This is a genomic window from Bacillus sp. FJAT-18017, from assembly GCF_001278805.1.
Classification (GTDB): domain Bacteria; phylum Bacillota; class Bacilli; order Bacillales; family Cytobacillaceae; genus Bacillus_D.
Genome location: NZ_CP012602.1, coordinates 2,604,481 through 2,628,412 on the forward strand (window position 1 = coordinate 2,604,481; position 23,932 = coordinate 2,628,412).

28 protein-coding genes, 4 pseudogenes and 1 riboswitch are annotated in these 23,932 nt (G+C 40.9%); of the genes and pseudogenes, 10 read left to right on the plus strand and 22 right to left on the minus strand.

The features are described from left to right. Window positions 1-84: 84 nt before the first annotated feature. Window positions 85-489 (minus strand): DUF2500 domain-containing protein, encoded by a 405-nt coding sequence (locus AM500_RS12135; RefSeq protein ID WP_197282684.1) that lies wholly within the window; start codon window positions 487-489, stop codon window positions 85-87. 14 nt (window positions 490-503) lie between these two features. Beyond that, window positions 504-1,097: a hypothetical protein gene (locus AM500_RS12140; protein WP_053599437.1), complete on the minus strand. Its 594-nt coding sequence runs from the start codon at window positions 1,095-1,097 to the stop codon at window positions 504-506. Between the two features lie 197 nt (window positions 1,098-1,294). On the opposite strand from AM500_RS12140, the gene AM500_RS12145 reads away from it, so the two are divergent. Beyond that, on the plus strand, window positions 1,295-2,125 hold the full coding sequence (locus AM500_RS12145) for an undecaprenyl-diphosphate phosphatase (protein WP_053599438.1): 831 nt from the start codon (window positions 1,295-1,297) through the stop codon (window positions 2,123-2,125). Between the two features lie 76 nt (window positions 2,126-2,201). Here the strand turns inward: AM500_RS12145 and AM500_RS12150 are convergent, their stop codons facing one another. The 7 genes and pseudogenes from AM500_RS12150 to AM500_RS12185 all read right to left on the minus strand — a co-directional run bounded on the left by AM500_RS12150 (window position 2,202) and on the right by AM500_RS12185 (window position 6,898). After that, entirely contained in the window at window positions 2,202-2,651 is a 450-nt protein-coding gene (locus AM500_RS12150; protein ID WP_053599439.1) for a hypothetical protein, read from the minus strand. A 7-nt stretch (window positions 2,652-2,658) separates the two neighbouring features. Continuing rightward, a complete protein-coding gene (locus AM500_RS12155; protein ID WP_053599440.1) occupies window positions 2,659-2,940 on the minus strand; it encodes a DUF6958 family protein in 282 nt (93 codons plus the stop codon). A gap of 976 nt (window positions 2,941-3,916) precedes the next feature. Then, window positions 3,917-4,333 (minus strand): VOC family protein, encoded by a 417-nt coding sequence (locus tag AM500_RS12165; protein WP_331457451.1) that lies wholly within the window; start codon window positions 4,331-4,333, stop codon window positions 3,917-3,919. Window positions 4,334-4,470: 137 nt separating this feature from the next. Next, window positions 4,471-4,821, minus strand: coding sequence for a DUF1428 family protein (locus tag AM500_RS12170; protein ID WP_053599443.1), 351 nt, complete (start codon window positions 4,819-4,821; stop codon window positions 4,471-4,473). A 138-nt stretch (window positions 4,822-4,959) separates the two neighbouring features. Next, a pseudogene (locus tag AM500_RS12175) lies at window positions 4,960-5,482 on the minus strand (GNAT family N-acetyltransferase). Between the two features lie 182 nt (window positions 5,483-5,664). Next, complete coding sequence (locus AM500_RS12180) at window positions 5,665-6,132, minus strand: hypothetical protein (RefSeq protein WP_053599444.1); 468 nt, start codon at window positions 6,130-6,132, stop codon at window positions 5,665-5,667. A gap of 385 nt (window positions 6,133-6,517) precedes the next feature. Beyond that, window positions 6,518-6,898 carry a hypothetical protein gene (locus AM500_RS12185; protein WP_231688144.1) on the minus strand — a complete coding sequence of 127 codons (381 nt, stop codon included), beginning with the start codon at window positions 6,896-6,898 and terminating at the stop codon, window positions 6,518-6,520. Window positions 6,899-6,937: 39 nt separating this feature from the next. Between AM500_RS12185 and AM500_RS12190 the strand changes: the two genes are divergently transcribed. The 5 genes from AM500_RS12190 (at window position 6,938) to AM500_RS25485 (ending at window position 10,558) form a co-directional block, all read left to right on the plus strand. Further along, window positions 6,938-7,765: a deoxyribonuclease IV gene (locus tag AM500_RS12190; protein ID WP_053599446.1), complete on the plus strand. Its 828-nt coding sequence runs from the start codon at window positions 6,938-6,940 to the stop codon at window positions 7,763-7,765. A 54-nt stretch (window positions 7,766-7,819) separates the two neighbouring features. After that, complete coding sequence (locus AM500_RS12195) at window positions 7,820-8,041, plus strand: hypothetical protein (RefSeq protein ID WP_053599447.1); 222 nt, start codon at window positions 7,820-7,822, stop codon at window positions 8,039-8,041. Window positions 8,042-8,203: 162 nt separating this feature from the next. Further along, a complete protein-coding gene (gene pheA, locus AM500_RS12200; RefSeq protein WP_053599448.1) occupies window positions 8,204-9,037 on the plus strand; it encodes a prephenate dehydratase in 834 nt (277 codons plus the stop codon). Window positions 9,038-9,341: 304 nt separating this feature from the next. Continuing rightward, on the plus strand, window positions 9,342-10,025 hold the full coding sequence (locus tag AM500_RS12210) for a Na-translocating system protein MpsC family protein (RefSeq protein WP_053599450.1): 684 nt from the start codon (window positions 9,342-9,344) through the stop codon (window positions 10,023-10,025). Window positions 10,026-10,267: 242 nt separating this feature from the next. Beyond that, on the plus strand, window positions 10,268-10,558 hold the full coding sequence (locus AM500_RS25485; protein WP_156319801.1) for a hypothetical protein: 291 nt from the start codon (window positions 10,268-10,270) through the stop codon (window positions 10,556-10,558). A 116-nt stretch (window positions 10,559-10,674) separates the two neighbouring features. On the opposite strand, the gene AM500_RS12220 is transcribed toward AM500_RS25485, so the two are convergent. From AM500_RS12220 to AM500_RS25490, 10 genes and pseudogenes are all read right to left on the minus strand, one after another. Next, window positions 10,675-11,274, minus strand: a complete 600-nt coding sequence (locus AM500_RS12220; protein WP_053599452.1) for a response regulator transcription factor — start codon at window positions 11,272-11,274, stop codon at window positions 10,675-10,677. Continuing rightward, a complete protein-coding gene (locus AM500_RS12225) occupies window positions 11,271-12,404 on the minus strand; it encodes a sensor histidine kinase (RefSeq protein ID WP_053599453.1) in 1,134 nt (377 codons plus the stop codon). The genes AM500_RS12220 and AM500_RS12225 overlap by 4 nt, the downstream gene beginning before the upstream one ends. A 90-nt stretch (window positions 12,405-12,494) precedes the next feature. Continuing rightward, window positions 12,495-13,532, minus strand: coding sequence for a Delta(5) desaturase DesA (locus AM500_RS12230; protein WP_053599454.1), 1,038 nt, complete (start codon window positions 13,530-13,532; stop codon window positions 12,495-12,497). A 151-nt stretch (window positions 13,533-13,683) separates the two neighbouring features. Further along, window positions 13,684-14,448, minus strand: a complete 765-nt coding sequence (locus tag AM500_RS12235; protein ID WP_053599455.1) for an NAD-dependent protein deacylase — start codon at window positions 14,446-14,448, stop codon at window positions 13,684-13,686. A gap of 101 nt (window positions 14,449-14,549) precedes the next feature. Further along, entirely contained in the window at window positions 14,550-14,747 is a 198-nt protein-coding gene (locus AM500_RS12240; protein ID WP_156319802.1) for a hypothetical protein, read from the minus strand. 18 nt (window positions 14,748-14,765) lie between these two features. Next, window positions 14,766-15,269: a CBO0543 family protein gene (locus AM500_RS12245; RefSeq protein WP_053599457.1), complete on the minus strand. Its 504-nt coding sequence runs from the start codon at window positions 15,267-15,269 to the stop codon at window positions 14,766-14,768. Between the two features lie 249 nt (window positions 15,270-15,518). Further along, complete coding sequence (locus AM500_RS12250; protein WP_053599458.1) at window positions 15,519-15,701, minus strand: hypothetical protein; 183 nt, start codon at window positions 15,699-15,701, stop codon at window positions 15,519-15,521. Window positions 15,702-15,896: 195 nt separating this feature from the next. Further along, window positions 15,897-16,408 (minus strand): annotated as a pseudogene (locus AM500_RS12255) (YbaK/EbsC family protein). 393 nt (window positions 16,409-16,801) lie between these two features. Beyond that, window positions 16,802-17,431 carry a hypothetical protein gene (locus tag AM500_RS12260; RefSeq protein ID WP_053599459.1) on the minus strand — a complete coding sequence of 210 codons (630 nt, stop codon included), beginning with the start codon at window positions 17,429-17,431 and terminating at the stop codon, window positions 16,802-16,804. A gap of 127 nt (window positions 17,432-17,558) precedes the next feature. Beyond that, window positions 17,559-17,717, minus strand: coding sequence for a hypothetical protein (locus tag AM500_RS25490; RefSeq protein ID WP_156319803.1), 159 nt, complete (start codon window positions 17,715-17,717; stop codon window positions 17,559-17,561). A 138-nt stretch (window positions 17,718-17,855) separates the two neighbouring features. Between AM500_RS25490 and AM500_RS12265 the strand changes: the two genes are divergently transcribed. Further along, a complete protein-coding gene (locus tag AM500_RS12265; protein WP_053599460.1) occupies window positions 17,856-18,044 on the plus strand; it encodes a hypothetical protein in 189 nt (62 codons plus the stop codon). A 169-nt stretch (window positions 18,045-18,213) separates the two neighbouring features. On the opposite strand, the gene AM500_RS12270 is transcribed toward AM500_RS12265, so the two are convergent. The 3 genes and pseudogenes from AM500_RS12270 to AM500_RS25835 all read right to left on the minus strand — a co-directional run bounded on the left by AM500_RS12270 (window position 18,214) and on the right by AM500_RS25835 (window position 19,594). Beyond that, window positions 18,214-18,813: a histidine phosphatase family protein gene (locus AM500_RS12270; protein WP_082347217.1), complete on the minus strand. Its 600-nt coding sequence runs from the start codon at window positions 18,811-18,813 to the stop codon at window positions 18,214-18,216. Window positions 18,814-18,816: 3 nt separating this feature from the next. Next, window positions 18,817-19,431, minus strand: a pseudogene (locus AM500_RS12275) (GNAT family N-acetyltransferase). Then, window positions 19,328-19,594: a hypothetical protein gene (locus tag AM500_RS25835; RefSeq protein ID WP_053599462.1), complete on the minus strand. Its 267-nt coding sequence runs from the start codon at window positions 19,592-19,594 to the stop codon at window positions 19,328-19,330. Before AM500_RS25835 ends, AM500_RS12275 begins: the two are co-directional and overlap by 104 nt. Before the next feature lie 453 nt (window positions 19,595-20,047). On the opposite strand from AM500_RS25835, the pseudogene AM500_RS12285 reads away from it, so the two are divergent. The 3 genes and pseudogenes from AM500_RS12285 to metC all read left to right on the plus strand — a co-directional run bounded on the left by AM500_RS12285 (window position 20,048) and on the right by metC (window position 23,727). Continuing rightward, window positions 20,048-21,060, plus strand: a pseudogene (locus AM500_RS12285) (S66 family peptidase). Window positions 21,061-21,212: 152 nt separating this feature from the next. After that, window positions 21,213-21,321, plus strand: a riboswitch (SAM riboswitch). A gap of 95 nt (window positions 21,322-21,416) precedes the next feature. Beyond that, window positions 21,417-22,559, plus strand: a complete 1,143-nt coding sequence (locus AM500_RS12290) for a methionine biosynthesis PLP-dependent protein (protein WP_053599463.1) — start codon at window positions 21,417-21,419, stop codon at window positions 22,557-22,559. Beyond that, complete coding sequence (metC, locus tag AM500_RS12295; RefSeq protein ID WP_053599464.1) at window positions 22,534-23,727, plus strand: cystathionine beta-lyase; 1,194 nt, start codon at window positions 22,534-22,536, stop codon at window positions 23,725-23,727. The genes AM500_RS12290 and metC overlap by 26 nt, the downstream gene beginning before the upstream one ends. The last annotated feature ends 205 nt before the right edge of the window (window positions 23,728-23,932 follow it).

The window sequence follows — 23,932 nt, forward strand, 5'->3', positions numbered from 1 at the left end:
TAAATTTACATTACCAACATGCTAATCGATCTGCCTGAACAAAAGTAAAAACCAAGCCTGTAAAAGTCCGGGGCTTGGTTCTTTTCATATTGTTTGAGTAGAAGATGTATTCCTAGAAAATCCAAGATAACGAGTGCCCTGGAAGCTCAGCTCGCCGTAATCCCCCTCCGCCAGCAATCCGAATTCATTACCGTTGATGTGCATTTCCATTCGGTCGCCACTTTCCACTTCAAAAGTTACAAAATAAGACGTGTGGGCAGAGGTATCATTGTGGCCGCCGCGCACCTGAGTCCGTTTTGATACAACCCTTGCCGGCACAGTTAGCCGCGGCTGTTTGTTATTATCCGACCATTCTTTGGCACCTTTAACAAATGAAAATATGATAATACCGAAAACTAATACAAAGAATAGTGGAACGATAACTGACAACATATCGAACATGACAAATTCCTGTTCAAAGCCGCCCATTTCCTGTTCAAAGCCACCCATGTGTTATTCCCCCCTTAACGATTTTCCATTTCTTGTCGATAATGGATTGCCGAAAGAAGCTTCATGCCCCGTAGCGTGCTTATTTGCTCATCCAGCAATTCTTGGGCCTCTTCCTTATTACCCGTACGAACCAATTCTTCAATTTCCAGCCATTTTTTAAAATCAGCATCCTTCACTTTATCTTTATATGTATGATAGTCTTCAATCTTGCCTTCGCCATGTGCTGCCGCTGCGAGATAATAGTCCTTGAATGAACCATTTCGTATCGTCTCGAGTAGTTTGCGTGCTTCGCTGTAATGCTCCTGTTTGATTAACAGCATGACCTTTGCAAGAGTCTTGATTTTCCCCTTTCGCATATCCCCAACAATCTTTTCGGCTTCTTCCTGTTCTCCATTTAAAAATCTATAAAGGAACCTATAATAAGCGTTATGGGATTTCTTCAGGTAATTCATCATCCTGTTTGTATTCTTGCTCCAAAAAAGAGGCATAACCAATGGAAATGTAAGTACAATATAAGCTGCCACTACCAGAAACGACACCAGTACAGAAACATCAAAATAACCTAGAATAAATGCAATAAATAACAAAGCCACATACCAAAGAAGCATAAAACTATCCTCCTAAAAATTAACTCTCTCTTTAAATAAAATGTACCATAAGCATGTGGGAAAATTAACCTTTATTTTCAGAAATTTGATTTGTTTACGGTAGTTATGTTATGTAAACAATAGTTATACTTGTTACATTCACTATTTTCATATATCATATACATTTGAACAAAAACAGCTAGAATTGGAGTTTTAAAATGAGTTTATGGGAATTTTTTGTCGCGCTAATACTTGGGATTGTTGAAGGTTTGACCGAGTTTGCCCCTGTTTCGTCGACCGGGCACATGATTATAGTCGATGATTTGCTTCTGCAGTCCAAGGAACTTTTCAATGAACCTGTTGCCAACACATTCAAGGTTGTCATCCAGCTTGGTTCCATCCTTGCTGTCGTCATTGTGTTTAAGGACCGGATTCTCAACTTGCTTGGGCTAACCAAGAAAGATATTGGCACCACTGAGGCAAAAGACCAGCTTGGCTTAAAAAAGCTATTTGTTGGTATTTTACCTGCGGGATTGCTCGGCGTGCTGTTTGAGGATTATATTGATGAATATCTTTTCTCAGTCAATACGGTTGTCATTGGCCTTGTACTTGGAGCTATTCTGATGATTGTGGCTGACTATATGCGGCCTAAAACGCCAAAAGTTAATACAGTTGATGAAATCACATACCTTCAGGCTTTAGCAATCGGATCTTTTCAGTGCCTTGGTTTATGGCCAGGATTCTCCCGGTCTGGGTCGACGATTGCCGGCGGTGTCCTGCTTGGGATGAGCCACCGTGCTGCTTCCGACTTTACGTTTATTATGGCTATTCCGATAATGGCCGGAGCTAGCGGCCTCTCTCTCTTAAAGAACTGGGAATACTTCAGCATTGATGTTCTTCCGTTTATGGCTACCGGTTTCATCGCGGCTTTCATTGTTGCGTTGATTTCGATTCGGTTTTTCCTGAAACTGATCAATCGAATCAAACTCGTCCCGTTCGCTATTTACCGAATTGTTTTGGCGGGGCTCATTTATATGCTTTATTTTTAACAAACCCTGAAAAAGGACCCCAGTTGTACTGGAGTCCTTTTCTTTAGTTATCTTTATTTATGGGGCAAGCGTTTGATTAGTACCGAAGCCAATCTTTTCCTTTTGGCATAATTCGAACAAGCTGTTCCCACTCTTTATCGTTTGCCTCTGGTACAAAAAATTCCGTCGCCCAATGGCCAGAATGGAAGACTAAAATCTCACTTTGTAATAGATTCAGAGTGAACCATTTAAAAGTAGAATCCGTTCCTGAAAAATGGTTGGCAACTAATTCTTCCAGTATGAGGTTAAGATTCCCCTTAAATATTGCTAAATTCTCCTCTATTTTCCCATCACCATGGAAAAAATTATTCAGTTCAGTCAAGATTTGTTCCTCTTCAGTCCAGCAATGAATTTCAATGGTATCTGCTTTTGGTATAAAATAATTAACTAGTGGCTGCCAGTAATCGTACTTTAGAGTATAAGGCATTGTGGAGGTCGAATATTCATCTGTTATCGTAGGAATAGTAAAATAAAGGTTAGTTCTCATATGCTGCTCACCTTTTTAAACGGATTTGCTGCGGCCCCTTGCCTTCAATCCGCTCTAGAATTCCTCTCGATTCAAGATCCAGCTTTACTGCAGTACAATACCAAGATGGGGAACCATCAATACTTTCTTTTAGCCTTCCGACAACCTCGGACATTAAATCCTTGAAACCAATAGTCCCCTGTTCCTCAACAATTGACAGGATGGCTTCCTTTACAATTTTATATTTTTGTTCATCTACGACTGCCCCTTTTTTCAAAGGATCAGGATTTAGTAATTGAATTGTTGTCATTCGGCAGCCCCTTTCATTCGCATTATTATTAAAATAGACCGCTGACAACAAATAAACATAGCGAATTTTATGTTTAGGAGAAACCATATTATTAGGTCAATTTAGCCTGCAAAAAGTCTGCCTAATTTTTAGAGACTGGTTTCTGCAATTACACTAATTCAAGTTTAGTCTCGCGAATTGCCGTTTTGTTATCTGTCCACGTTAAAATTAGGTGAAGAGATATTATTGTAGTGGTCAATTTTTATTGATATACAGGTACTGACTTTACTAAAACCTTGTTATTCAAAGCATTTGTAAACTGACACAAATTTCTATAGACTGCAAATTAAGGTACATTTTAACCAGGCAGTTTAGCCAGCAAAATAAAGGGATAAAAAATCCTTAACCTTATCATTAAGTAATTTCTGTTTTTGTTATATCGTCTTATTTTCCTAAAGCATCCGTTAGCTGAATAATGAAAGTGTCTAAAAACTTTAAACCAGTAAGCATACTTCCAATAATAAATTCCAGTTCCCACTAATGATTTTTTAAAATTATGGTGTCTGACTTATCATACCAAGTTATAGTTGCCTTTATTTCTTCGTTTTCTTGGGTTATTACACAACCACTACAAGAATGTCCACCTATTTTAAACACTCCGTTATTTAGAGAATCTTCGCCTTCTGATTTTCCTGATAAACGTTCGCACCCAGTAAGTGAAAATAGTATATTACTGTAACCGCTGAGTAGAAATGAACACTTTCTTACCACAAAATGCTGATTAAGACTGATCACTATTTTCCAGTAGAGACGTGCATGATAGCCTACTTCGGCTGAGCAAGATTCACTAATATATCTGGCTTTGTGGCTCATGATCCTGCCCGCAGAGGCTCCGTGTAAAGTGACAAGGTGCATGTTCTAATTTCCAGCAAAGTGTTCACTTCAATTTAGCAAAAAGTGTTCAAAGTTATCTGACGGTTACAATTACTTATACTACTTAATTCGCGTCATGATTTTTAATAAATTCAGTACATGTAATTTCTATTGTATTATTCATAGGGTCTAGAATAGGAAAACTCCAATACCCTTTCCATATGGGCTTATTATTATATTTTGTTATATCATTTGTTAATACGGAATTTACAACTTTATTGAAATCTTCTTCATCACATTCTATAGACCAACCTATTCTTGGTTCTGTTCCACCTTTCCACCCTGGTTGAATGGAAAACTTGTTTGATGGTGGGATAAATTCTTCATTGTACTTAATACTTAATTGGTGTTCACCAATCTTAAAAGCTATGGAACCTTTATCATCCCAAATAAGTTTTAACTGAAGTATATCTGAGTAAAACCACTTCATTTTTTCCAAATCGTTACAAAATATATATGTAAATCCCCATCGCTTTGCTATATTAACCCCCCCATTTTATAAAATTTGCTTCTTCCACCAAGCTGCCCATTTAGTTAGACAAGTTCAACAAAAGGGGCATCAATCCCTTCTCGGATTAAAGCCCCGTAAATGAAGTAAGAGAAGTATCTATTTACTAATTAAACCTTTTCAAATTCACCTCGAACTACACGACTCATATCAATAACTTTAATCATCTCAGTATATAATTCTTCAATTCGATGATCAGAGTCAACTTTCCCCATAATGATATCGTGATGATGTTTATTAGTGAACGTAGAAACTGAGCACATCAAAGTTTCATTTTCCTGTAGTTCAACCGATGACTCCATCCCTTTACAGCCATACATGGCATCAATAAAAGTGCTTTGGTAAGTATTATCTTCAATCGCACCATATTCCTTGTAAATAACAGATGCCTTTTTATTAATTTCTATGAACCTATCCTTTTTCTGTATCAAGACTGGATATAAATATAATACATTGTACATAAAATTCTCCTTTGTTTTAGTTCATTATCTGCTTAATGACTTAGTACTAACTCCCCCATTAGCTTTAATACGAAATTCCACAAAATAGAGTTAATCCTTCTCGGATCAACACACCAGGTTTTTTTGGTGAAAAAACAATTAAACTTGAATCCAGAACCTTTTAATAATATTCCCATTCTTTTCAATGAAGTTACTATCTGGTACTCCACCATTATTTAAAATTGTTTAGCCGAACCGATGTTGTTACTGTCACAAACAACAAGAACTTCGTGTAACCCCAATTCTTTTGCCTTTACTAATGATAAAGATAAAAGTTGTGTTGCAAATCCTTTTCGCCTTTCAGAAGGTCGGATACCGTAGCCGATATGCCACCGCTATTAAATAAACTATCATTTAATCGATGGCGGATATTTCCAGCCCCAATAACTTTTTTATTATCATTTACTAACCAATATGTAGAGCAAGGTACCCAATTTTTGGGTATATTTTCTTCTATTTCAGAATCAAGCAAGAAATTAATCATCCCTTTGAAATCCTTTGGGTCTTTACTAATAATCCATGGTATCATATCCTCCCCACTATCCTTCCATTCTTGATAAAAGGATAGATATTCAGATCTCAATTCAATTGTTGGCTTTACTAAATAAACGATCGGCTGCATGGATTCACCTTCTACATATGTTTATAATTTTAATCAATTAGATTTCTGAAACTTCTTCTCTTCAACTATCCAGGTTTGTTCAATTAAGTATTCAACAAAAAAGGCGGCTAATCCTTCCTGGATCAACTCACCCATGTTTATAGAAAAATGCATTTACAAGAAGATTGTTACATCACCCAAGCCTACTTGTGAGATACCTTCTCAATTTCGCAAATCCATTTATAATAAAATAATACAATGCTGAGTAAGAATGGGTTAACGATTGCTGAATACCACAGCTCCCACCATCCATGATTGAAATACCCCCAAGGTTCGGGTAATAAGGTGACTACTTCATATAAAGTAATGGCTAAAACCCATATAGCAATATACAATAATCGTTTATAAAACCGTTGTTCAAACGGGTACCAATTTAGAAACATGATATTAACGGGAGGAATCAATATTGTTAGAGCGGGTAGTACTCCCCAGTTAATTTCTTTATAAAAGTACCAGTAACCATGATATTTAAAGTCTATAAAAGTCTCCGCAACTGCCTGAAAAGCAATTGTAAACGTCCAGATATGAACTATTTGATTTTTTGTCAGTCGCTTATTCGTTATAAATGCAATCAGGTTAAAAAGGACAATTGCAATAATTAGTCCAATCATTATAGAAGGCTCCTTTTTAACAATTAGCTTTCTTCTGCACCTTAAAAATATTCGGCTACACATTTTATGGGTTCGCAAAATACCTTATGTAGGAAACTGTTAGCGGTCTTGCTTTTCAGAAAAGATTTTCCCCCTGTTATTTATTTTCTTCAACTCCCCAACTGTTAATAAGGAAATTCCACAAAGAAGGTCGGAAATTAAAAGGCCAAATCGCTTTCTTAGCAATTTGGCCCAGAAAATTAATTGCATTTTTAAATCAAATAACGTTTGCATTCTGCATTCTATCTTTTAGCAATAGGTATCCGAACCGTTTATCGTTAAAACTGTTGAGGACAGTTCAAATTATCCCTGTACATGAAGTGATTAATAATGCGCTTGCCTCTTTTTACTGATAGGGGTCATTATTAGGGTCCACGTAGGATTCGATTGCCTGATCAAGCGCATTAAATGCTTCCCCGAAAGCACCTGCTGAGGAGATTGTACCCGCGTGCTCAAGCTCTGGTACCGAATTCCTTGCCTGTTCAAGAGCAGTGATGCAATCCTTAACCATCGTACCTTTGTCGCCATATTGCTCAAGTGCAGCGTGGAGTTTCGCAATGCTTTCATCCAAGTTATGGCGCTCCGGATGATCAAATGCCTTTTCTAATTCTTCTTTTACCTGTTGCAGAACTTCCTTCATGCTATCCACTCCTTTATCAGTTTGAGTCCCATCGTATTTTGTCCGTTCATCATAAGCGTTATTCCCAGGACGAATAGGAAATCCCACGGATACGAACCCTAAATGAAAACATCGAGGGGTTTTTTTATGAAGAAATTCGGCTGTCATGTCAGTATCAGGGGAGGCTATTTAGCAGCGGCAAAACACGCCTTGGCTATTGGCGCCGATGCATTTCAATTTTTTCCTAAAAATCCGCGCAGCCTATCGGTCAAAGAGTTTGACAGGGATGATGCCGAACAATGCAAACACTTTTGCAAGGAAAATGGGCTTTTTACTATCGCGCATACTCCTTATCCAACAAGCATTACACCTCACGATGATAAAAAGGATGTGACCATCTCTTCCCTTCTTAATGACCTTCTTATAGCTGATACATGCGGTTCGGCGGGAGTCGTCGTCCATTTCGGGAATAAAATAAGCGAGACGGACCCACTCGCAAGCTACCACCTGATGCTTGAAATGCTTAACAGGGTTTTGTCCCAATGGAATGGTGCCTGTAAAATTTTGCTCGAAAATAATGCGGGTAAACAGGCTGCATTAGGAACAACCCTTGAGGAACTTGTACAAATACGTAATCTATCTGACCACCCGGAAAAAATCGGTTTTTGCCTCGACACCTGCCATGCATTTGCAAGCGGGTTATGGAACGGCAATGATACCGAGATTTTGGTGGAAAAGGCGAATGAACTAGGTTATCGGGAACACCTTGTTGCCATACATCTGAATAATTCCATGCACCCATATGGTTCCCGAAAGGATCGCCATGCCAATATTTACAAGGGTGGCTATATCAAATCCAATGACCTTGAAGATTTGATGGATGCCTTTAAGGATGTGCCTTTCGTGTTAGAGACACCACATGAATTTGGCATTTCACATGAGGAAGAAATTGCACAGCTTAGAGGGTTAAATTAGTAAGTACCCGCAGAGACTAATGTCGAATATAAGTTTTTTGGAGGGTGATAAACAGTGAGAAATGTGCGTTACTTAATAAATGATGAATTCAAAGCAGAAGAAATTGCTGAAGCCTTACGTCTTCAACTTGATGTCAACCGGTACCGTGATGTCCAAATTACTGCTGTCGACAGGCGGAATGAATTAATTGTCCAGGTTCCGGAAGCGAATGATGGGCTTGAAGAAGCGCTCGGCAGTTTTATGGCAGGCTACCAGCACGGAGTTATACTCGAATAACCGAGGTTTCTAAGATTTTACCGCATGGTTCAGGCCATGCTTTTTTATTTTTGAAGTTCAGTTTTACGGGCTTTTAACAACTTACACTTCTGAAAAATCAAAATATATTACACCTTATGGGTTAAACGTGTATACTAGTAGCATTGAAAAGGAGTGTGCAAGATGAAAGCAGCGTATTTAGGGCCACATGGCAGTTTTTCAGAAGAAGCAGCATTGCAAACCTTTGGCCAAAGTGATGTAGATTGGCATTTATGCAGTTCAATTTTAGAAGTGCTTGAAGCAGTCGGGGACAAGGAAGTAGACAGGGGCTTTGTCCCCATTGAAAATTCGATAGAAGGAACGATTAATATTACAGCAGACGGACTTCTTTCAAACGGTTTGTTTATAGAATCGGAAATAATTTTTCCGGTTTCCTTGCATTTACTAACCAATAAGGGCACGTTATCCTCCGATATACGTGAAGTTTGGTCCATCCCCCCTGCGCTTGCCCAATGTAAAAAATACATAAGGGAAACAAAAGTTAAAACAAGGGATTTTGACAGCACGTCTTCAGCTGCCAAAGCGGTTAGCGAAAGTGGAAGGACTGATGTCGCAGCCATAGCATCCAGATCCGCAGCGAACTTATTTGGGTTGAATGCTAGTATGGACACGGTTCAAGATCACCTTGAAAACCACACCAGGTTTATAGTTGTCCGGAAAAAGGATGAACTTCCCGCTCCGGATTGCCATCTGAAGTCAAAAATGATGCTTCTTATTGAACCATCACTTGAACAATCTGGTGTCCTATCGGCAATATTGAACGTTTTTTCTGCTCTCTCAATCAACCTTACGTGGATTGAATCCCGCCCGACCAAAAAGAAATTGGGAACCTATCACTTTTTTGTTGAGGCTGAAACTGGTTTTGATGAATCGCGTACATCCAAAGCACTGACAATCCTGCGTGCGTTTGGCCATGAAGTCGAAGTGCTAGGAAGCTATAATACAATTAAACTATAAGATACCCTGGCTAAATTGTGCAGAAATGCTTTTCGGTGGCTATACAATGTGCGTCTTAGTACTATAGTTAGTGAAAAAAATAACAAATTGCCGCTGCACCCTTATAAGAGGTGCGGCGGTATTTGGTTTCCATTCGTCTGGAAGTGGTGTTCAGGCGGAGGTGTGCAGGTGTTGATTTTTACCGGAAAAAGGGTATCTATCTTACAAGAAAGTGGGGATCCTTGTTTACCGGAATTTCTTAAGGGTTTAAAAAATCACTTTAACGGAAAAATAACTGGGTAAATACTGTTTGGAGTGGATATTAATGGAAACTTTGTCAATGGAAAAAGAGATGGGCGGCTTTATCGGACGTTTGCTTCGGGAAAATTTTGGCCGTGGCCCTGGCTCGGTTCAGTGCGTTATCGCTGACACTTTAATCGTTGTTCATATTACTAATTTCATGTCGCCAATGGAAAAATCATTGATGGAAAGGGATCATGCTGTTTATGTTCAAAAAACACGTGATTTGCTAATGGAGAAGTTAATGATTGATATGAATTTATATATTGAACAGTACTTTGCAACACCTGTTCATGATTTTTATTATGACTGGAACTTAGAAGCACAATCAGGAGCATTTCTCTTCCTGCTTTCCCCTTTTAATCATACCTTGCTTTCCAAGGAATATAGGAATAAAGAAAAACTTCATACCGAAATAAGTCTTTTTAGCGCTGAAGTTCAAAAAAAACCCGATAAGGTTTATTCCCAAATGCTATCCCCTAGTACCCTTCTCATAGCAAGGGCAGGTATTTTGGTACCGATTGAAAAAGAATTGATTCTCTTTGACTTTGAGGAAACGCTGCGTATATCGAAGAGGAGCTTGGAAAAAAAGGCTTTGGAAAAGCATATGCCAAAAATTGAATACTTGTTGGAAGCCCCTATAAAAGACTGTTTTGTGGATTGGGATTATCAAAACGATATAGGATATACCCTTTTTTACCTTGGTTAAACGGTATTTGTGAATTTTTATTGAATTTTTGTCCTTTCCAATGGTATAATGAACGAAGGTTGTGACAAAAATCATAACCACCTTATAAACTATGACGATTCGAATACATTTATATAATTCTGATAGCAATGAATGGACTAGCGCCAAACATAAGTCAGAAAGAGGGATGCTTTTAGGCTTCTCTTTTTCTGGCTTTTTATTTTTGGTACATTCTATTGAAGAAAGGCTGGGATCCCTACTAGATGAATAATGATGGGAATAAAGAAGAAGAAATTATTGAATGTCTAAACATGTTAATTAAGCAAAAACAATTAAATCCGCACAGTCAATCTCCCACCCCAACACCCTTAAAAAAAGGGGAACTGGAACCTTACCTCGAGCGCGCGGCAAATCAGCATTCCGTTTCTTTTGAAAAACAATGCACCCCACATGAAACAGTTTATATAGCCAAGCATCATAATTATACAATTAGATGCAGTATTTATTATCGGTATGCTACCTACTATACGAGGCATCGTGTTATTCTTACCTAAACCGCGAAGAATAAAATGTTTTGTAGAAAGACAGACCATTTCTTTAGACCCCCTCGATTAAAACCTGCTATTTCCCGAAAAAAAGCTGCCCATTAAAATACAGGGCAGCTTTGTTATTATTTAAACCAGCCCTTCTCCTTCGACTGGGTAATAGCTTCAATCCGGTTAGTGACGTGCAGCTTGTCAAGGATTGCTGAGATGTAGTTTCTTACCGTGCCATGGGACAGAGTCAGCTCGCTGGCAATTTCCTTCGTGTTCTTGCCGTCGGCGATCAAGCCCAATACGTCCATTTCCCGTTCTGTAAGAGGATTGTCCTCGCTATACAAATCATCCATAAGTTCAGGTGCGTAAATTCTTTTGCCGGACACAACACTCCGAATTGAGCTTGCGAGCTCTTCGCTTGGGCTATCCTTCAATAAATACGCACTTACCCCGGCTTTAAGGGCTCGCTTGAAATATCCAGGACGGGCAAAGGTTGTCAGGATCATCATTTTGCAGCCGGAATCCTTTAATTCTTCAGCAGCTTCCAGACCGGTTTTTCCAGGCATTTCAATATCCATAATGCACACGTCCGGCGTATATTTCCGGACGAGCTGTACAGCTTCCTCCCCATTTGCTGCCATACCGACCACTTCCATATCGTCCTCAAGATTCAAGAGCGACCCGAATGCACCTAAAAGCATCCGCTGGTCTTCAGCAATAACGATGCGAATCATCGCAACCCTTCCTCCTTTACAATCTCAACTTTTGGCACTTTCATAACCAGTTTCGTTCCTTCCCCATTCAGAATTTCGAGTGTCCCGTTCAGGAAATCCAGGCGTTCCTTCATACCAGCAAGGCCGCTCCCTTTTGAAAAATTGTTCTCGCTAACGTTTCCTGTCCCGTTATCACTGACAATGAGGGTAATATCCTTTGCCGTGTATGCCAGTCTAATGTCACAGTGGGTTGCCTTGCTATGCCGGACAACATTAGTGACTGCTTCCTTCAGGCACATACTTAAGATATTCTCGACAAGGAGCGGTACATTCGGCAGCGACCAGTTGCTGCTGCCTGTAAATTCAATTTCGGCTGCCTTCAGCATTTCTTTTACTCGGACAATTTCTTCGTTCAACCGAATCCCGCGCATCTGAGTTACCATATTTCTGACCTCTTTCAGGGCGGTCCGAGCAGTTTGCTGAACATCTCTCATTTCCGCGATTGCCCGATCACTATCCTTAAGGATCAGCCTTCTTGCCAGGTCACTTTTCAGGCCAATTAATGATAGCTTTTGGCCTAGTGTATCATGAAGGTCGCGGGCAATTCGCTGCCGTTCTTCAATCTTGATCAATTCCGCAATCCGCTGGTTTGCCACCTCAAGCTTTTCTTCCAACTTCTCTTTCTCGTTCCGGTGCCTGAGACTGAATGGCAGGAGAATAAGACTTATGATTACAATTGCAACAAGCGGCAGCTGCTTCAGCAAAAACGCATCCTGGAGAATAATTTTTGTCGTAACAGCTATAACCATTCCAACCAGATGAATTATATATAATGTTAAAAAAGGTATCTTTGTTTTTATATTTCCAATAAAGTAGGCGATAAAAAAGGCAAAATATACGTAGCTAAAAAGACTTGTCAAGGCTATCGAGATGCCGATGAGCAACAATGCCCATAAATAAACTGTCCACCCTTTTGACAGGAAAGCGAGGCGATAAATCGCAAAAAAGGAAAGAATCAAGATGACACCTTCAACAATTCTCACTGTTGAAGGAGATAAAGAAATAAAATAAAATGGCAATATCCCAAGAATCGTCCATATATATGGAGATATGCCCGTCCTTCCCAATAAAGACCAATAACGTTTAAACATATACCGACCCCATTCTGCCTGTTGTCCTACCCACAGTTTACCATATAGAAATAGAAGACTCCCCTTCTTTATTGAAGGGGAGCTTGTTTGCTACTCTGTTTTCGGGTTCATTGAGACACCAGAACGTTCTTTAAGAAATGTCTTAGCTTCTGAATAGCCAACAAAACGCTTCTTCTCTTCGTCCCAAAGGCGGAACTTCAAGGACTCAAGGCTCGTAGATAGTGTGACGGTTGGTACATGCTGAAGCGGTTTTGTGTTTTTATGCACTTCTTCAAGCTTGTAGTTCGGCACCCTTGGCGCCAAATGGTGAACGTGGTGGAAACCAATATTGCCAGTAACCCACTGGAGGACTTTTGGCAGCTTATAAAACGAGCTTCCCTCAACAGCAGCTTGTACGTATTCCCATTCTTTATCATGCTCGAAATATGAATCCTCGAATGTATGCTGGATATAAAATAGCCAGATTCCAAGTGAGCCTGCAATGAACAAAATTGGGAATTCGATCATCATGAACGCCTTCCAGCCAATGGCCCAAATCAACAAAGCACTAATCGCAACGATTCCTGCATTTGTGATCCAAGTGTTCATTTTTTCTGGCATCCTTGCCCCTTTGCGATTGAAACGGCTTTTAATAATAACAAGCCAGATTGGCCCTAAACCGAACATAACGAGCGGGTTACGATACATTCTGTATTTAAACTTATCTAAAGATGAAGCTTTTGCATACTCTTCAACAGTCATCACCCAAATATCACCTGTTCCACGCTTGTCCAAGTTACCGCTGGAAGCATGGTGGATATTGTGGTCGCGTCCCCATTGTGCATAAGGGAACATCGTCAGGATACCGGTGAAAGTACCAACAATCTTGTTCCACTTCCTGCTCTTGAAAAAGGAGTGATGGGTACAGTCATGGAAAATGATGAACGTACGAATCATGAACCCTGCTGTAATAATACATAAAACGAGAGTAAGCAGATAACTAAATGATAGTGCCTTGTAGGCAAGATACCATGTCACGAAATAAGGGATGATGGTATTTGCAAGTTGGATAATACTCTTGGTTGTCTCTGATTTTTCATAAGGAGCAACTTGTTTCTTGAGCTCTTTTTGCTGGATTTTAACAGACATGTTTGTAAAAGGCCCCTTTCATTCCAATCTTAGTACTTTGATTATATTAGAAATGAAAAGTGTTGTGCAGTAGCACCTGTCATGTGACGAATATGACAAATGTCATAAATAGACGGTTTTTTTAAAAAAAATTAGTTCTTTTTTAAAAAAACTAAAGCATTTGATCAATTTTCATTAAAGTCTTGCCGATTGAATCATGGATGGGAAATGTGTCCTTCTCCCGGTCGTATGGGGTTTGGTCCAGGTTGATGATGACGAGCGGGACATCCCTTCCCCGGTATTGAGGAAATGACGCAAATGGAACAACCTTTAGGCTGGAACCAAGTACGAGTATGCAATCCGCTGTCCCGATATGACCGAGGATAGTCTGGTAGCCATCCGGTGTGAACCATTCGCCTGCATCTCCGAACAGAACAACGTCAGGCTTGATGTATCTGTCCCGTTCTTTTCTCGTTTCACATTGACAGCACACATAAAAATTTTCTATAGTATTATATCGGTGAAACATTTCTTCAGCAGAATAAGTTGCCCCGCAGTTTACGCACGCTGCCGTATTCATTGTTCCGTGAAATTCGATTACATTGTGACTCCCGGCTTTTTGGTGAAGGCCATCGATATTTTGTGTAATGATATGGGCTACCCGTCCCTCACTCTCCCACTTTGCAAGGATCTCATGTCCCTGATTTGGTCTTGCATCAGGATGATAAAGGTTTTCGAGTGCAAATTGATAAAATTTGCGGGGCTGGTCAAAAAAGTAGTTCAATGAAAGGATGTATTCCGGTGCTTCCTGATAAAGGCCGGTGCGCGACCGGAAATCCTTAATGCCTGACTCAGTACTTATTCCAGCGCCTGTCAATACGACGATGTTGGTTGAAGTTTGTATGATCTCGGCAACTTTGCTGAAGTTTTTCTGCATTTTCTTCACTCCCGGCGTTGAGCTTTTCCCTTACCATATCATATCTAAATGAGTAAAGGCCTCTATCAAGATACAACGTGGCCTTGCAAATGGTTAAAGTGCTAACGCTTAATTCTCTCGCTTACTTCGTCCAAAACTTCGAGTAACCTGTGAGGGGCGCTGGCAGTATAGAAATCCTCCAGTGACTTTGTCCCGTTGCGAAGGCCATCAATAATTTCATTGACAAGCCCTGCCTCCACCTCATCGTTGCGTATCATATTCTCAAGTTCCAAAACCATTTCTTTTGTAAAATCCATCATGGTAGCCCCCCGCTATTATTAGAATGCATGAAAAGGAACATTAAAGTAGTGGATCAGGAAGATAATGATTGGGATTGACAGCAGGTAAGCCCTGGCCGGATGTGTATGATGAATGGCAATAACGGTGAACAATACAATATCAAACATGAGTGAATACCAAAAATGCCATCCGTGTTCATAAGCTATACTGTTAGTAAAAAGAAGAATAGCCTCCCCGCTAATATAAATCATAGACCACATAAGGATATACCGGAGCTGCCTCCAAATCGTTTCGGGAAAGTGCTGCAGGAAAAGAAGTACACTTAGGGGCATTGTCAAAACTGCATAGAGAATAACAGTCATCCTTTCACTTAAAAGGATACTGGGGTAGAACTTCCATAGAGTATGATCAGCCACAATATATTCGTAAAGGAAACCGCCTGCTGCTATGAAAATCATGCTTGCATGGAATTGCCTCCAGCGCTTCCAATCAGCCCATTTTATCGAGGCTAATACCGTAAAAAGGGCAATGCCAATATGCATACAGTCAAATCCCTTCCCCTTTATTCCACTATCCCGAATTATGAGTTAGACCCAACAACTTTTACAAAGAAAATGGCGGTCAACTGCCGGTATATAGTTTGCGCCACAATTTACCTTTTATGTATGGTTTTCGGGGGGAATAGTTGAGTATTTAGGAGTTTTGGAGTATTGCGAAGAAGGTTGATGGTGAAAAAAACAGAGGGAGTGTTCCTGCCGTACTGTAAAAAATGATTATGACAGGATTGAATTTTACTTATAGATTAAACGGAAGTTTTTTTGAAATTCCTGTTCGTTCAAAGATAATCTTAATGATAAATCTTCCGATCGTAAAACAAATTCTTTAACGCCAATAAATTCTGATTCTGCGATTAAATAGAAGTGTGTTCCCTTCTCAATACCTTTAAAATGTTTCGTTAGTTTATATATTTTCATTAAGTCTGCTCCTGCATGAATACTGTTTGACAGATTAAAAAAAGAGATTCCGGCAATTCACGTTTTATAATACCATCTTTTGTTACCTGAAGAGAATAAAGCTTGTGAAATCTTTCCCCGGGATGCAAACAATTACGATCAGTCCAGTTCAATTTTTATTGTGGACTGATCGTATCAATGGTGGTTTGGAAATTCCTATTTTATTCCTGCTTCCTGAAACTGCTGCTGTGGCTCCTCTTGCCATCCTTTACAAACATTTACCCAGCCTTTCGCTGATGAATACTGCTGGAGCTCATCGAGGGAAACCTCAATAGCGGAGTTCGAGCTTCCGCATGCCGGAAATAAAGTTGTGAAACGCTTCATTGATTCATCAAGAAAAACATCAAGGTCATGTTTAAGGCCAAACGGACAGACACCACCAACCGCATGTCCGGTTTGCTCTAGCACCTCTTCTGCAGAGAGCATGCGCGCCTTGAATCCGAATGAATGTCGAAACTTTTTGTTATCGATTTTTGCATCGCCAGCCGCCACAATCAGGATTGCTGTATCCCCTTCCCCTCTGAAGGAGAGCGTCTTGGCAATACGCGCCGGGATAACCCCGATTGCTTCTGCAGCCAAATCGACGGTTGCACTCGATGTATGAACTCCAAAATATCATTGTCGCGATTATATTGTTTCAAATGTTCTTTAACGCTTTGCAGTGACACCTTAACACAGCCCCCTTTTCTTTAAAAAGTATCTTATCATACTTTTTTAAAAAGGAAAGGCTTCATGCATATTGTATGGTTAATTCTCTGAATAGTATGTTATTTTAGAATTAATTTGAAAACCGCTGAATTAATTTTAAAATCGCCGAATTAATTTCAAAATCGCCGAATTATTTAACGGGAGCAAACTTCCCCCTCACCTGAAGGAATTTTTAACTATCTATAGTTAATAAAGGACATTTTTAGTAACCGTCGATTGTAAAATGTACCTAAAAAACGATTTCGAGTCCATTTCCGCTGCCGAGGCACCTAAAAATGTCCTTGAAAAATGGTTTCGAGTACATTTCCGATATGCAGACACCCCAAAATGTACCTAAACACGAATTCTAGCTATTAATTAAAATTACTTTCCTTCATTAAATCAATTGATTCCAGATGTTTTGAGGAGAGTGCTTTACTTAGCAACTCAGAATCGTAACCATTCGTTCGCAGGGCATCCAAGATTGCTTCCGCCCTGTCTTGCCTGCCGCGCCGCAAATTCGATTCCAGCTGGATTTCTAGCGGCACAACCAGGAACTTATATTCTTGAAACGCGACTTCCTTGTACATGTCCCAAATGTATCTTCCACCTTCCCATATCCCATCCCCTTTGAGATTATCTGGAATCCCTGCTGAATCACCAATATGTACGGCTTCAACCTCAAATTCCTCAATTTTCCAGCGGCCTTTTGTCCAAGAGAAACCAGACGGAAACGTTTGTGTGAAAATTGGAACTTCCCTGGACGAGTACCAGTCGGATCCTGGTTCACCTTGCGTACTTGTTTCCAGTGAGTACGACTTAAACAACTCGGCAAAACGGCTTACGTCCTCCTGGTGCCTGACATATACGTCAATATCTCCAGGCTCCATCTCCGCTCCCTGAAGGACCGAACCGACTGAACCGACAAGGATCCATTCCAAATCAGACCCAGCATCCGTAACTAGCTCTTGAATCCTTACAAGGGCTTTCTCCCATTGCCTCATAAATTCCCCTCCTAATAAAACGATACATTAATTATTTCGTACTGGCTTCATAGTCTCCTTCTTTCTTCCAATTAAAATAAAAAAAGGACGGTACAAAGTGCGTACCGTCCAAGGGTATTCTTAATGACTATTTTGTTTTCCTGTCCTTTTGAAGTGCTTTGTTTAGACGTTCCTCGTTATCAAGTCCGTGGTCGCTGAATGCATTGTCGCTTGTAAATTCATTCCCGACTGGCCCGCCGCTCATTTTATCGGTGCCAATATTTCGATCAGTTCGTTTAGCAGCCATTAAAATCCTCCTTTTGCATATTTGTCGTCGTTTAGTATCCCCAGGTGGCAAATCACTATTCTTGCATAGCATATAGACATTCACCTATACATCTATTTTCATCATACATATAGTGTTAATGAGAGGAGGGATAACTCAATGGATCGTCTTATCCTATTGATGCTTGCTACTATAGTAGCCGGTTTCTCATTACTTCGCCTGCCTTTAACAGGGCCTATATTCAATCCTATTAATCCAATCATTGACTTTATCGCAATTATCGCCATCCTAATAGTCTCACTATATCTGATTTTCCTGGCAGTTAAAGCAATACTGCACAAGAATTAGCAAGATGCCCGGTTGCAGTTCTGCACCGGGCCTTTTATTTGGTTTGAAAAAAAATCTCAAGATCTACCAAAGGTAATTGGACCTGATGGATATCTCAAAATGAGCAATGCCCTAATTACCTGTGGTCACAATGTATCTATCCCATGTAGCGGATGTGCTATATCCATTTTCAGAGCAAATGCACCTGGCTATTAAGGAGTCTGACGACTTTGTTCCCGTTCCTGTCTTCAAGCCTGTGAAAGCCTGTATCTCCTGTTGGAAAAATAAATTCATTAACCGTCGGAAGTTTCAAGTAAGCCTGAATAAGGTTCGATATCATCCCTCCATGTGAAACGACAGCAACCCTGTCTAAATCGCCAAATTCATGAATTACTTTTTGCAGAAAAACCTCAGCTCGGAACCGAAACTCGAGGTCAGATTCCCCGCATTCAATCGCCACATAAGGTGGCCGGCCGCCCTCCGGCAGCGGATACCTTGTGGCGGCAACTTCAAAAGGAATACCTGCAAGGACCCCATTATTCCACTCCATTAGCAGTTCATCCGTTAGTAGTTCGCAGCCAGCCGCATCTTGGAGAATTTGGGCCGTTTGCAGCGCACGTTTAAGCGGACTTGCCAGAATGATGTCCGGTTTAAGGGTTGCAGAAAGATAGCCTGCTAGTTTGGCAGCCTGATTATGGCCAAGCTCTGTCAGTGGAAAATCCGCTCGCCCTTCATGTACGCCTAATAGATCAGCCTCTGATTCGCCGTGGCGAATAAGCAATAATTCCAAAATTTAATTCCTCCTAGTAGTAAAATATATCAGCGTTTCCCGGCCTTTTACGATCGTTCGTTTCTCAAGCACCATGCCAATCCGTTCGGCAACACGTATCGAGGGCAGATTTTTATAAAAAATCATCGATATAACCCTGTTTAATCCTAAATTATAGAATCCAAACTCCTTCACAGCAAGTGCTGCCTCGGTGGCATAGCCTTTGCCCCAATACTTTCTTGCAAATAGATAGCCAATTTCCATCTCATTTACACCATCTACAACTTGTGGTACGATTCCGCATTGCCCTACAAAAGCCCCGTCTTCCTTCCGCTCACAAATTCAAAGCCCCGTATTGTATTTTTGATAAATATCTAAGTTCCAGGAAATCCACTTCTCAGCATCCTCTGTCGTTTTAGTTGATGGGTAAAATTGCAAGGCAATGGGATCGGAAAAAATAGACATGAGATGGTCGGTATCCTCCCTTGTCATTTTTCTCAACAGTAAACGATTCGTTTCTACTATGTTTGAATCCTTATCTATAGTAGGCAATATAGGCCCTCCCACATTGAGAAACAGCAAGAATAAAGGAAGCAATTCCTCCTGAAATAAAAATTCCTGCATAAAAGCGAATCTCATCAAATTTCACAGAATCGGATACCTCAAAACCAAGAAAAGTTAGTCCAATTCCATTCCCATCGATTGTCGCTATACTCTTCCAAAGTTGTATTCCCTTTACAAAAAACAAGGCGCCGAAAACAAGTAGAAGAATAATCCAAATCACCCGTACAATAGAACCCATTCATAACACCCCTTCAGGTTTCAGTTATTTACAGAATATAACAAGAAGTTCGCTCTTTAAAGAGGGTGAAAGAAAAAAAGAAGGCTGCAATGCTGCAGTCTTCTTCTTTCCATTCTTAGTGGATTAATCCTGGAGGCATGATAAGGGAATTTCCACGAAACCACATTTAGTGGATTAATCGTAGTGATCCGAGACAAGATTTTTCCACGAAGCCTAGTACATTTACTTGTCCTGTTTTGTTTTCTGCGCTTTTAGTGCAATTCGTTCCAGCCCATTGTTGGCAAACTCGACATCGGTCTTTGGCATGGCACGCTTGCTTTCCTTGTTTTTGTTCTTTGGCATTTCGGCACCCCCCTTTTACGTTTCTGCTTTCTTTAGTGTCTGCAAAAAGAAGGATTATTATTTTTTATAGCGAAAAGTATATCGGTAAAAAGTTAGATGGGAATGATGCTGATGATTAGGTATCCGTTTTTGAAAGATGGAGCTGCAATCGGGGTGACTGCACCTTCATCGGGTGTCCAGGAAGAATTGCATGGAATTGTGAAGCAGGCAAGGAAGCGGCTGGAGGAAAAAGGATATAAGATTTATACTGGAGAAACTGTTTGGACCGATTATAAGGCCAAATCAGCACCGGTAAAGCAGCGTGCCGATGAATTAAATAGCATGTTGGCCGACCCGGAAGTAGACATCATCATCCCCCCTTGGGGTGGCGAGCTTCTAATAGAAATACTGGATTTGATTGATTATAAAAATGTCCCAGCCAAGTGGATACTTGGTTATTCAGATACTAGCCTACTCCTATTTGCAATCACCTTGAAAACAGGCATTGCAACAGCGCACGGTACAAATCTCGTCGATTTGCGCGGCGAATTTTCGGATCCAACGACAGCAATGTGGGAAACAGTCCTAAAAACCACAAACGGTGGCAGCGTCACACAGACATCATCGGAAAAATTCCAGCTAAAATGGTCCCATGACACTCCTACTCCTTGCTTGTTTCATTTAACAGAGCAAACGGAATGGAAATCAGTTTCAGGCCGCAGTGAGCGAATGACAGGACGTCTGTTGGGAGGCTGTATTGATATTATTCGCCATGCTGCAGGCACTCCGTTCGGGGACGTCAAAGCCTTTAGGGAAACCTACATTCCGGGTGAACCGGTCCTTTGGTATTTTGAGAACTGTGACTTGTCTGCAACCGACCTACGCAGGTCACTTGTGCAGTTGAAGCTTGCCGGTTGGTTCGAAAATTGTAGCGGGCTTTTGTTTGGAAGAAGCGACGCCAACCACCAGGTAGAAGGATATACTGTCGAGGATGTATACAACGATTTAGCCGAAGAATTAAGCGTGCCAATCGTATATGATATTGACTGTGGACATATGCCGCCGCAGTAACGTTTATTAATGGTGCCTTTGGCGAGGTTCGTTATGACAATGGGAGCGGAACGGTCATTCAGTATTTTAAATGAGTTTCCATGCAAAAATTTAAACAATGATTTTTAAGCGTAGTCTTTTACCGAGTTAAATCTATAAGTGTTAAGCATTTTAATTATGTTTTCGCTTGCTAAATCTTTTTTTATAAGTTAATGTAGTTTTAATATTTCAAATAATTTCATAACTGTTCTTATCCAGAGAGGCAGAGGGACTGGCCCTATGAAGCCTCAGCAACCGGCTGATTTTTATCAGCGATGGTGCTAACTCCAGCAGGTTAAAAGCCTGACAGATAAGAGGAAACGGATGACATTTCGGGACTTCTCTTATGGAAGTCCTTTTATTTTTGTCCTCTAACCTTTCTCCTCTTAGTACCCATTAAGGAGGAAATACTGTGAAAAACCACCATATCCAGACTGATTTAGTGCAAATCGGTAACCGTAGTGAAAACACTACCGGAGCTGTTAATCCGCCAATCTACCTCTCCACTGCTTACCGCCATGATGGACTTGGCTTATCGACAGGCTACGATTATACAAGAACAAAAAACCCTACCCGTGCCCTGCTCGAAGAGAATGTTGCCCGCCTTGAACAAGGCGACCAGGGATTTGCCTGCAGTTCCGGAATGGCCGCAGTCCAGCTCGTCCTCTCCCTCTTTAAAACAGGTGACGAATTGATTGCCTCGACTGATCTTTATGGTGGCACCTTCCGTCTCTTCGCTAACTATTCGGAATTATACAAGGTCAAACCCCATTATGTTAACTGTAATGAAACCTCGGAAATTGAAAAAGTGATAAATGAAAACACGAAAGCCATCTTTATCGAAACACCAACCAATCCTCTTATGCAGGAAATTGATATTGAAAAGGTATCGAAAGTTGCAAGGAAATATGGGCTTTTGCTGATCGTAGATAACACCTTCCTCACTCCTTTTTTGCAAAAACCAATTGGACTTGGAGCAGACATTGTCATTCATAGTGCCACAAAATACATTGGCGGCCATAATGATGTGCTTGCGGGATTGGTGATTGCCAAGGGTGCTGAACTTTGTGAAAGGCTTGCAACAAATCACAACAGTATTGGGGCTGTTTTATCTCCATTCGATAGCTGGCTTTTAATTCGCGGTCTCAAAACGCTTGGTTTAAGAATGGAACGCCATCAGCAAAATGCATCCGACATTGTGAACTACTTTAAGGAGCGTCCCGAAGTAAGGGATGTCCTTTATCCTGGCAAAGGCGGCATGGTGTCGTTCCGTGTCCAAAAGGAGGAATGGGTTGCCCTCCTTCTGCGGAATTTAAAACTCATCTCATTTGCTGAAAGCCTTGGAGGCGTTGAAAGTTTTATTACCTATCCAGCAACGCAAACACACGCAGACATCCCCGAAGAGATTCGTTTTAAAAACGGTATTGATAATTGCCTGCTCCGCTTTTCAGTCGGAGTTGAATATATTGATGACTTGAAAGCGGACTTGGATGAGGCTTTTACAAAGATAGCTGAGGAGGAAAAAGGACATGACAGAGCAAACGTACTCATTTAACACGAAAGTCGTGAATCAGCACGCATTCAAGGAAGAGAAAAACGGAGCGGTCAATCCACCTCTTTACTATTCATCAACCTTTCACCAAAACGAGTTCGATTCGTTTGGAGATTACGATTACAGCAGGTCCGGAAATCCAACCCGTCAAGTGCTTGAAAAAACAATTGCAGCTCTTGAAGGCGGAGTGAAAGGCTTCGCGTTCGCCTCCGGGATGGCGGCCATTTCATCGGCCTTTATGCTATTATCTGCCGGCGACCATGTGCTGATTTCTAAGGACGTGTATGGCGGAACCTTCAGGATGGTGACCCAAGTTTTAGCAAAATTCCGGATTGAACATACGGTTGTCGATATGACAAATTTAACTGAGGTGTCCAGCTCATTCAAACCGAATACAAAAGTTGTTTATGTAGAAACACCGTCCAACCCGCTTCTTCAGATTACCAATATTAAAAAAGTGGCAGAGCTTTCGAAGCTGCACCGATGTCGTCTTTACGTAGATAATACGTTTTTGACACCTCTTTATCAAAAGCCGTTGGAACTTGGAGCAGACCTCGTTCTCCATAGTGCAACAAAGTTTCTGTCCGGTCATAGCGATGTTGTTGCAGGCCTTGCAGTTGCGAAGGATGAAGAACTTACGACTGAGCTTTATTTTATCCAAAATTCGTTTGGAGCTATTTTGGGTGTGCCGGATTGCTACGAGCTACTAAAGGGAATGAAGACCTTAAGTGTACGGCTTGGGTCTTCCACTCGGTCAGCTGAGCGGATTGCGAAATATTTGAAGCACCACCCTTTGGTTGAGGAAGTATTTTATCCAGGGCTCTCTGATCATCCCGGCCATTCTGTCCACTTCAGCCAGGCAACAGGTGCAGGGGCGGTCCTTTCCTTCCGCCTTCCAAATCGGGACATTGCCAAATCGGTCGTGGAAAACCTGCAAATACCTGTATTTGCAGTCAGCCTTGGAGCCGTCGAATCAATCCTCTCCTATCCAGCAACAATGTCACATGCTACAATGCCAACTGACGAAAGGGAGAAACGCGGCATCACCGACGGACTGCTCCGCTTCTCGGTTGGACTTGAGGACTGTGACGATATCCTGAGTGACTTTGAAAATGCACTCGGCAAAGCGTCAAGGGCTAACAGAGGCAGTTTAAAGGTGAAAATAGGCTGAGTCCCTTTTAATAATGCTGCTCTGAAAAAAAAGGACCTTCCTTGAGGAGGCCCAATTTGACTGCTATCCCAATTATATGTAAAACCTTCGATAAAAGCATGGGAAAAGTGTTCCTTGCAAGCCGCTCATACCACGTCTATATGAGCGGCTTTTCACATTGGTCCAACCTGCTACCGATTTTTCACCCATGAGGTTAATGAATGAC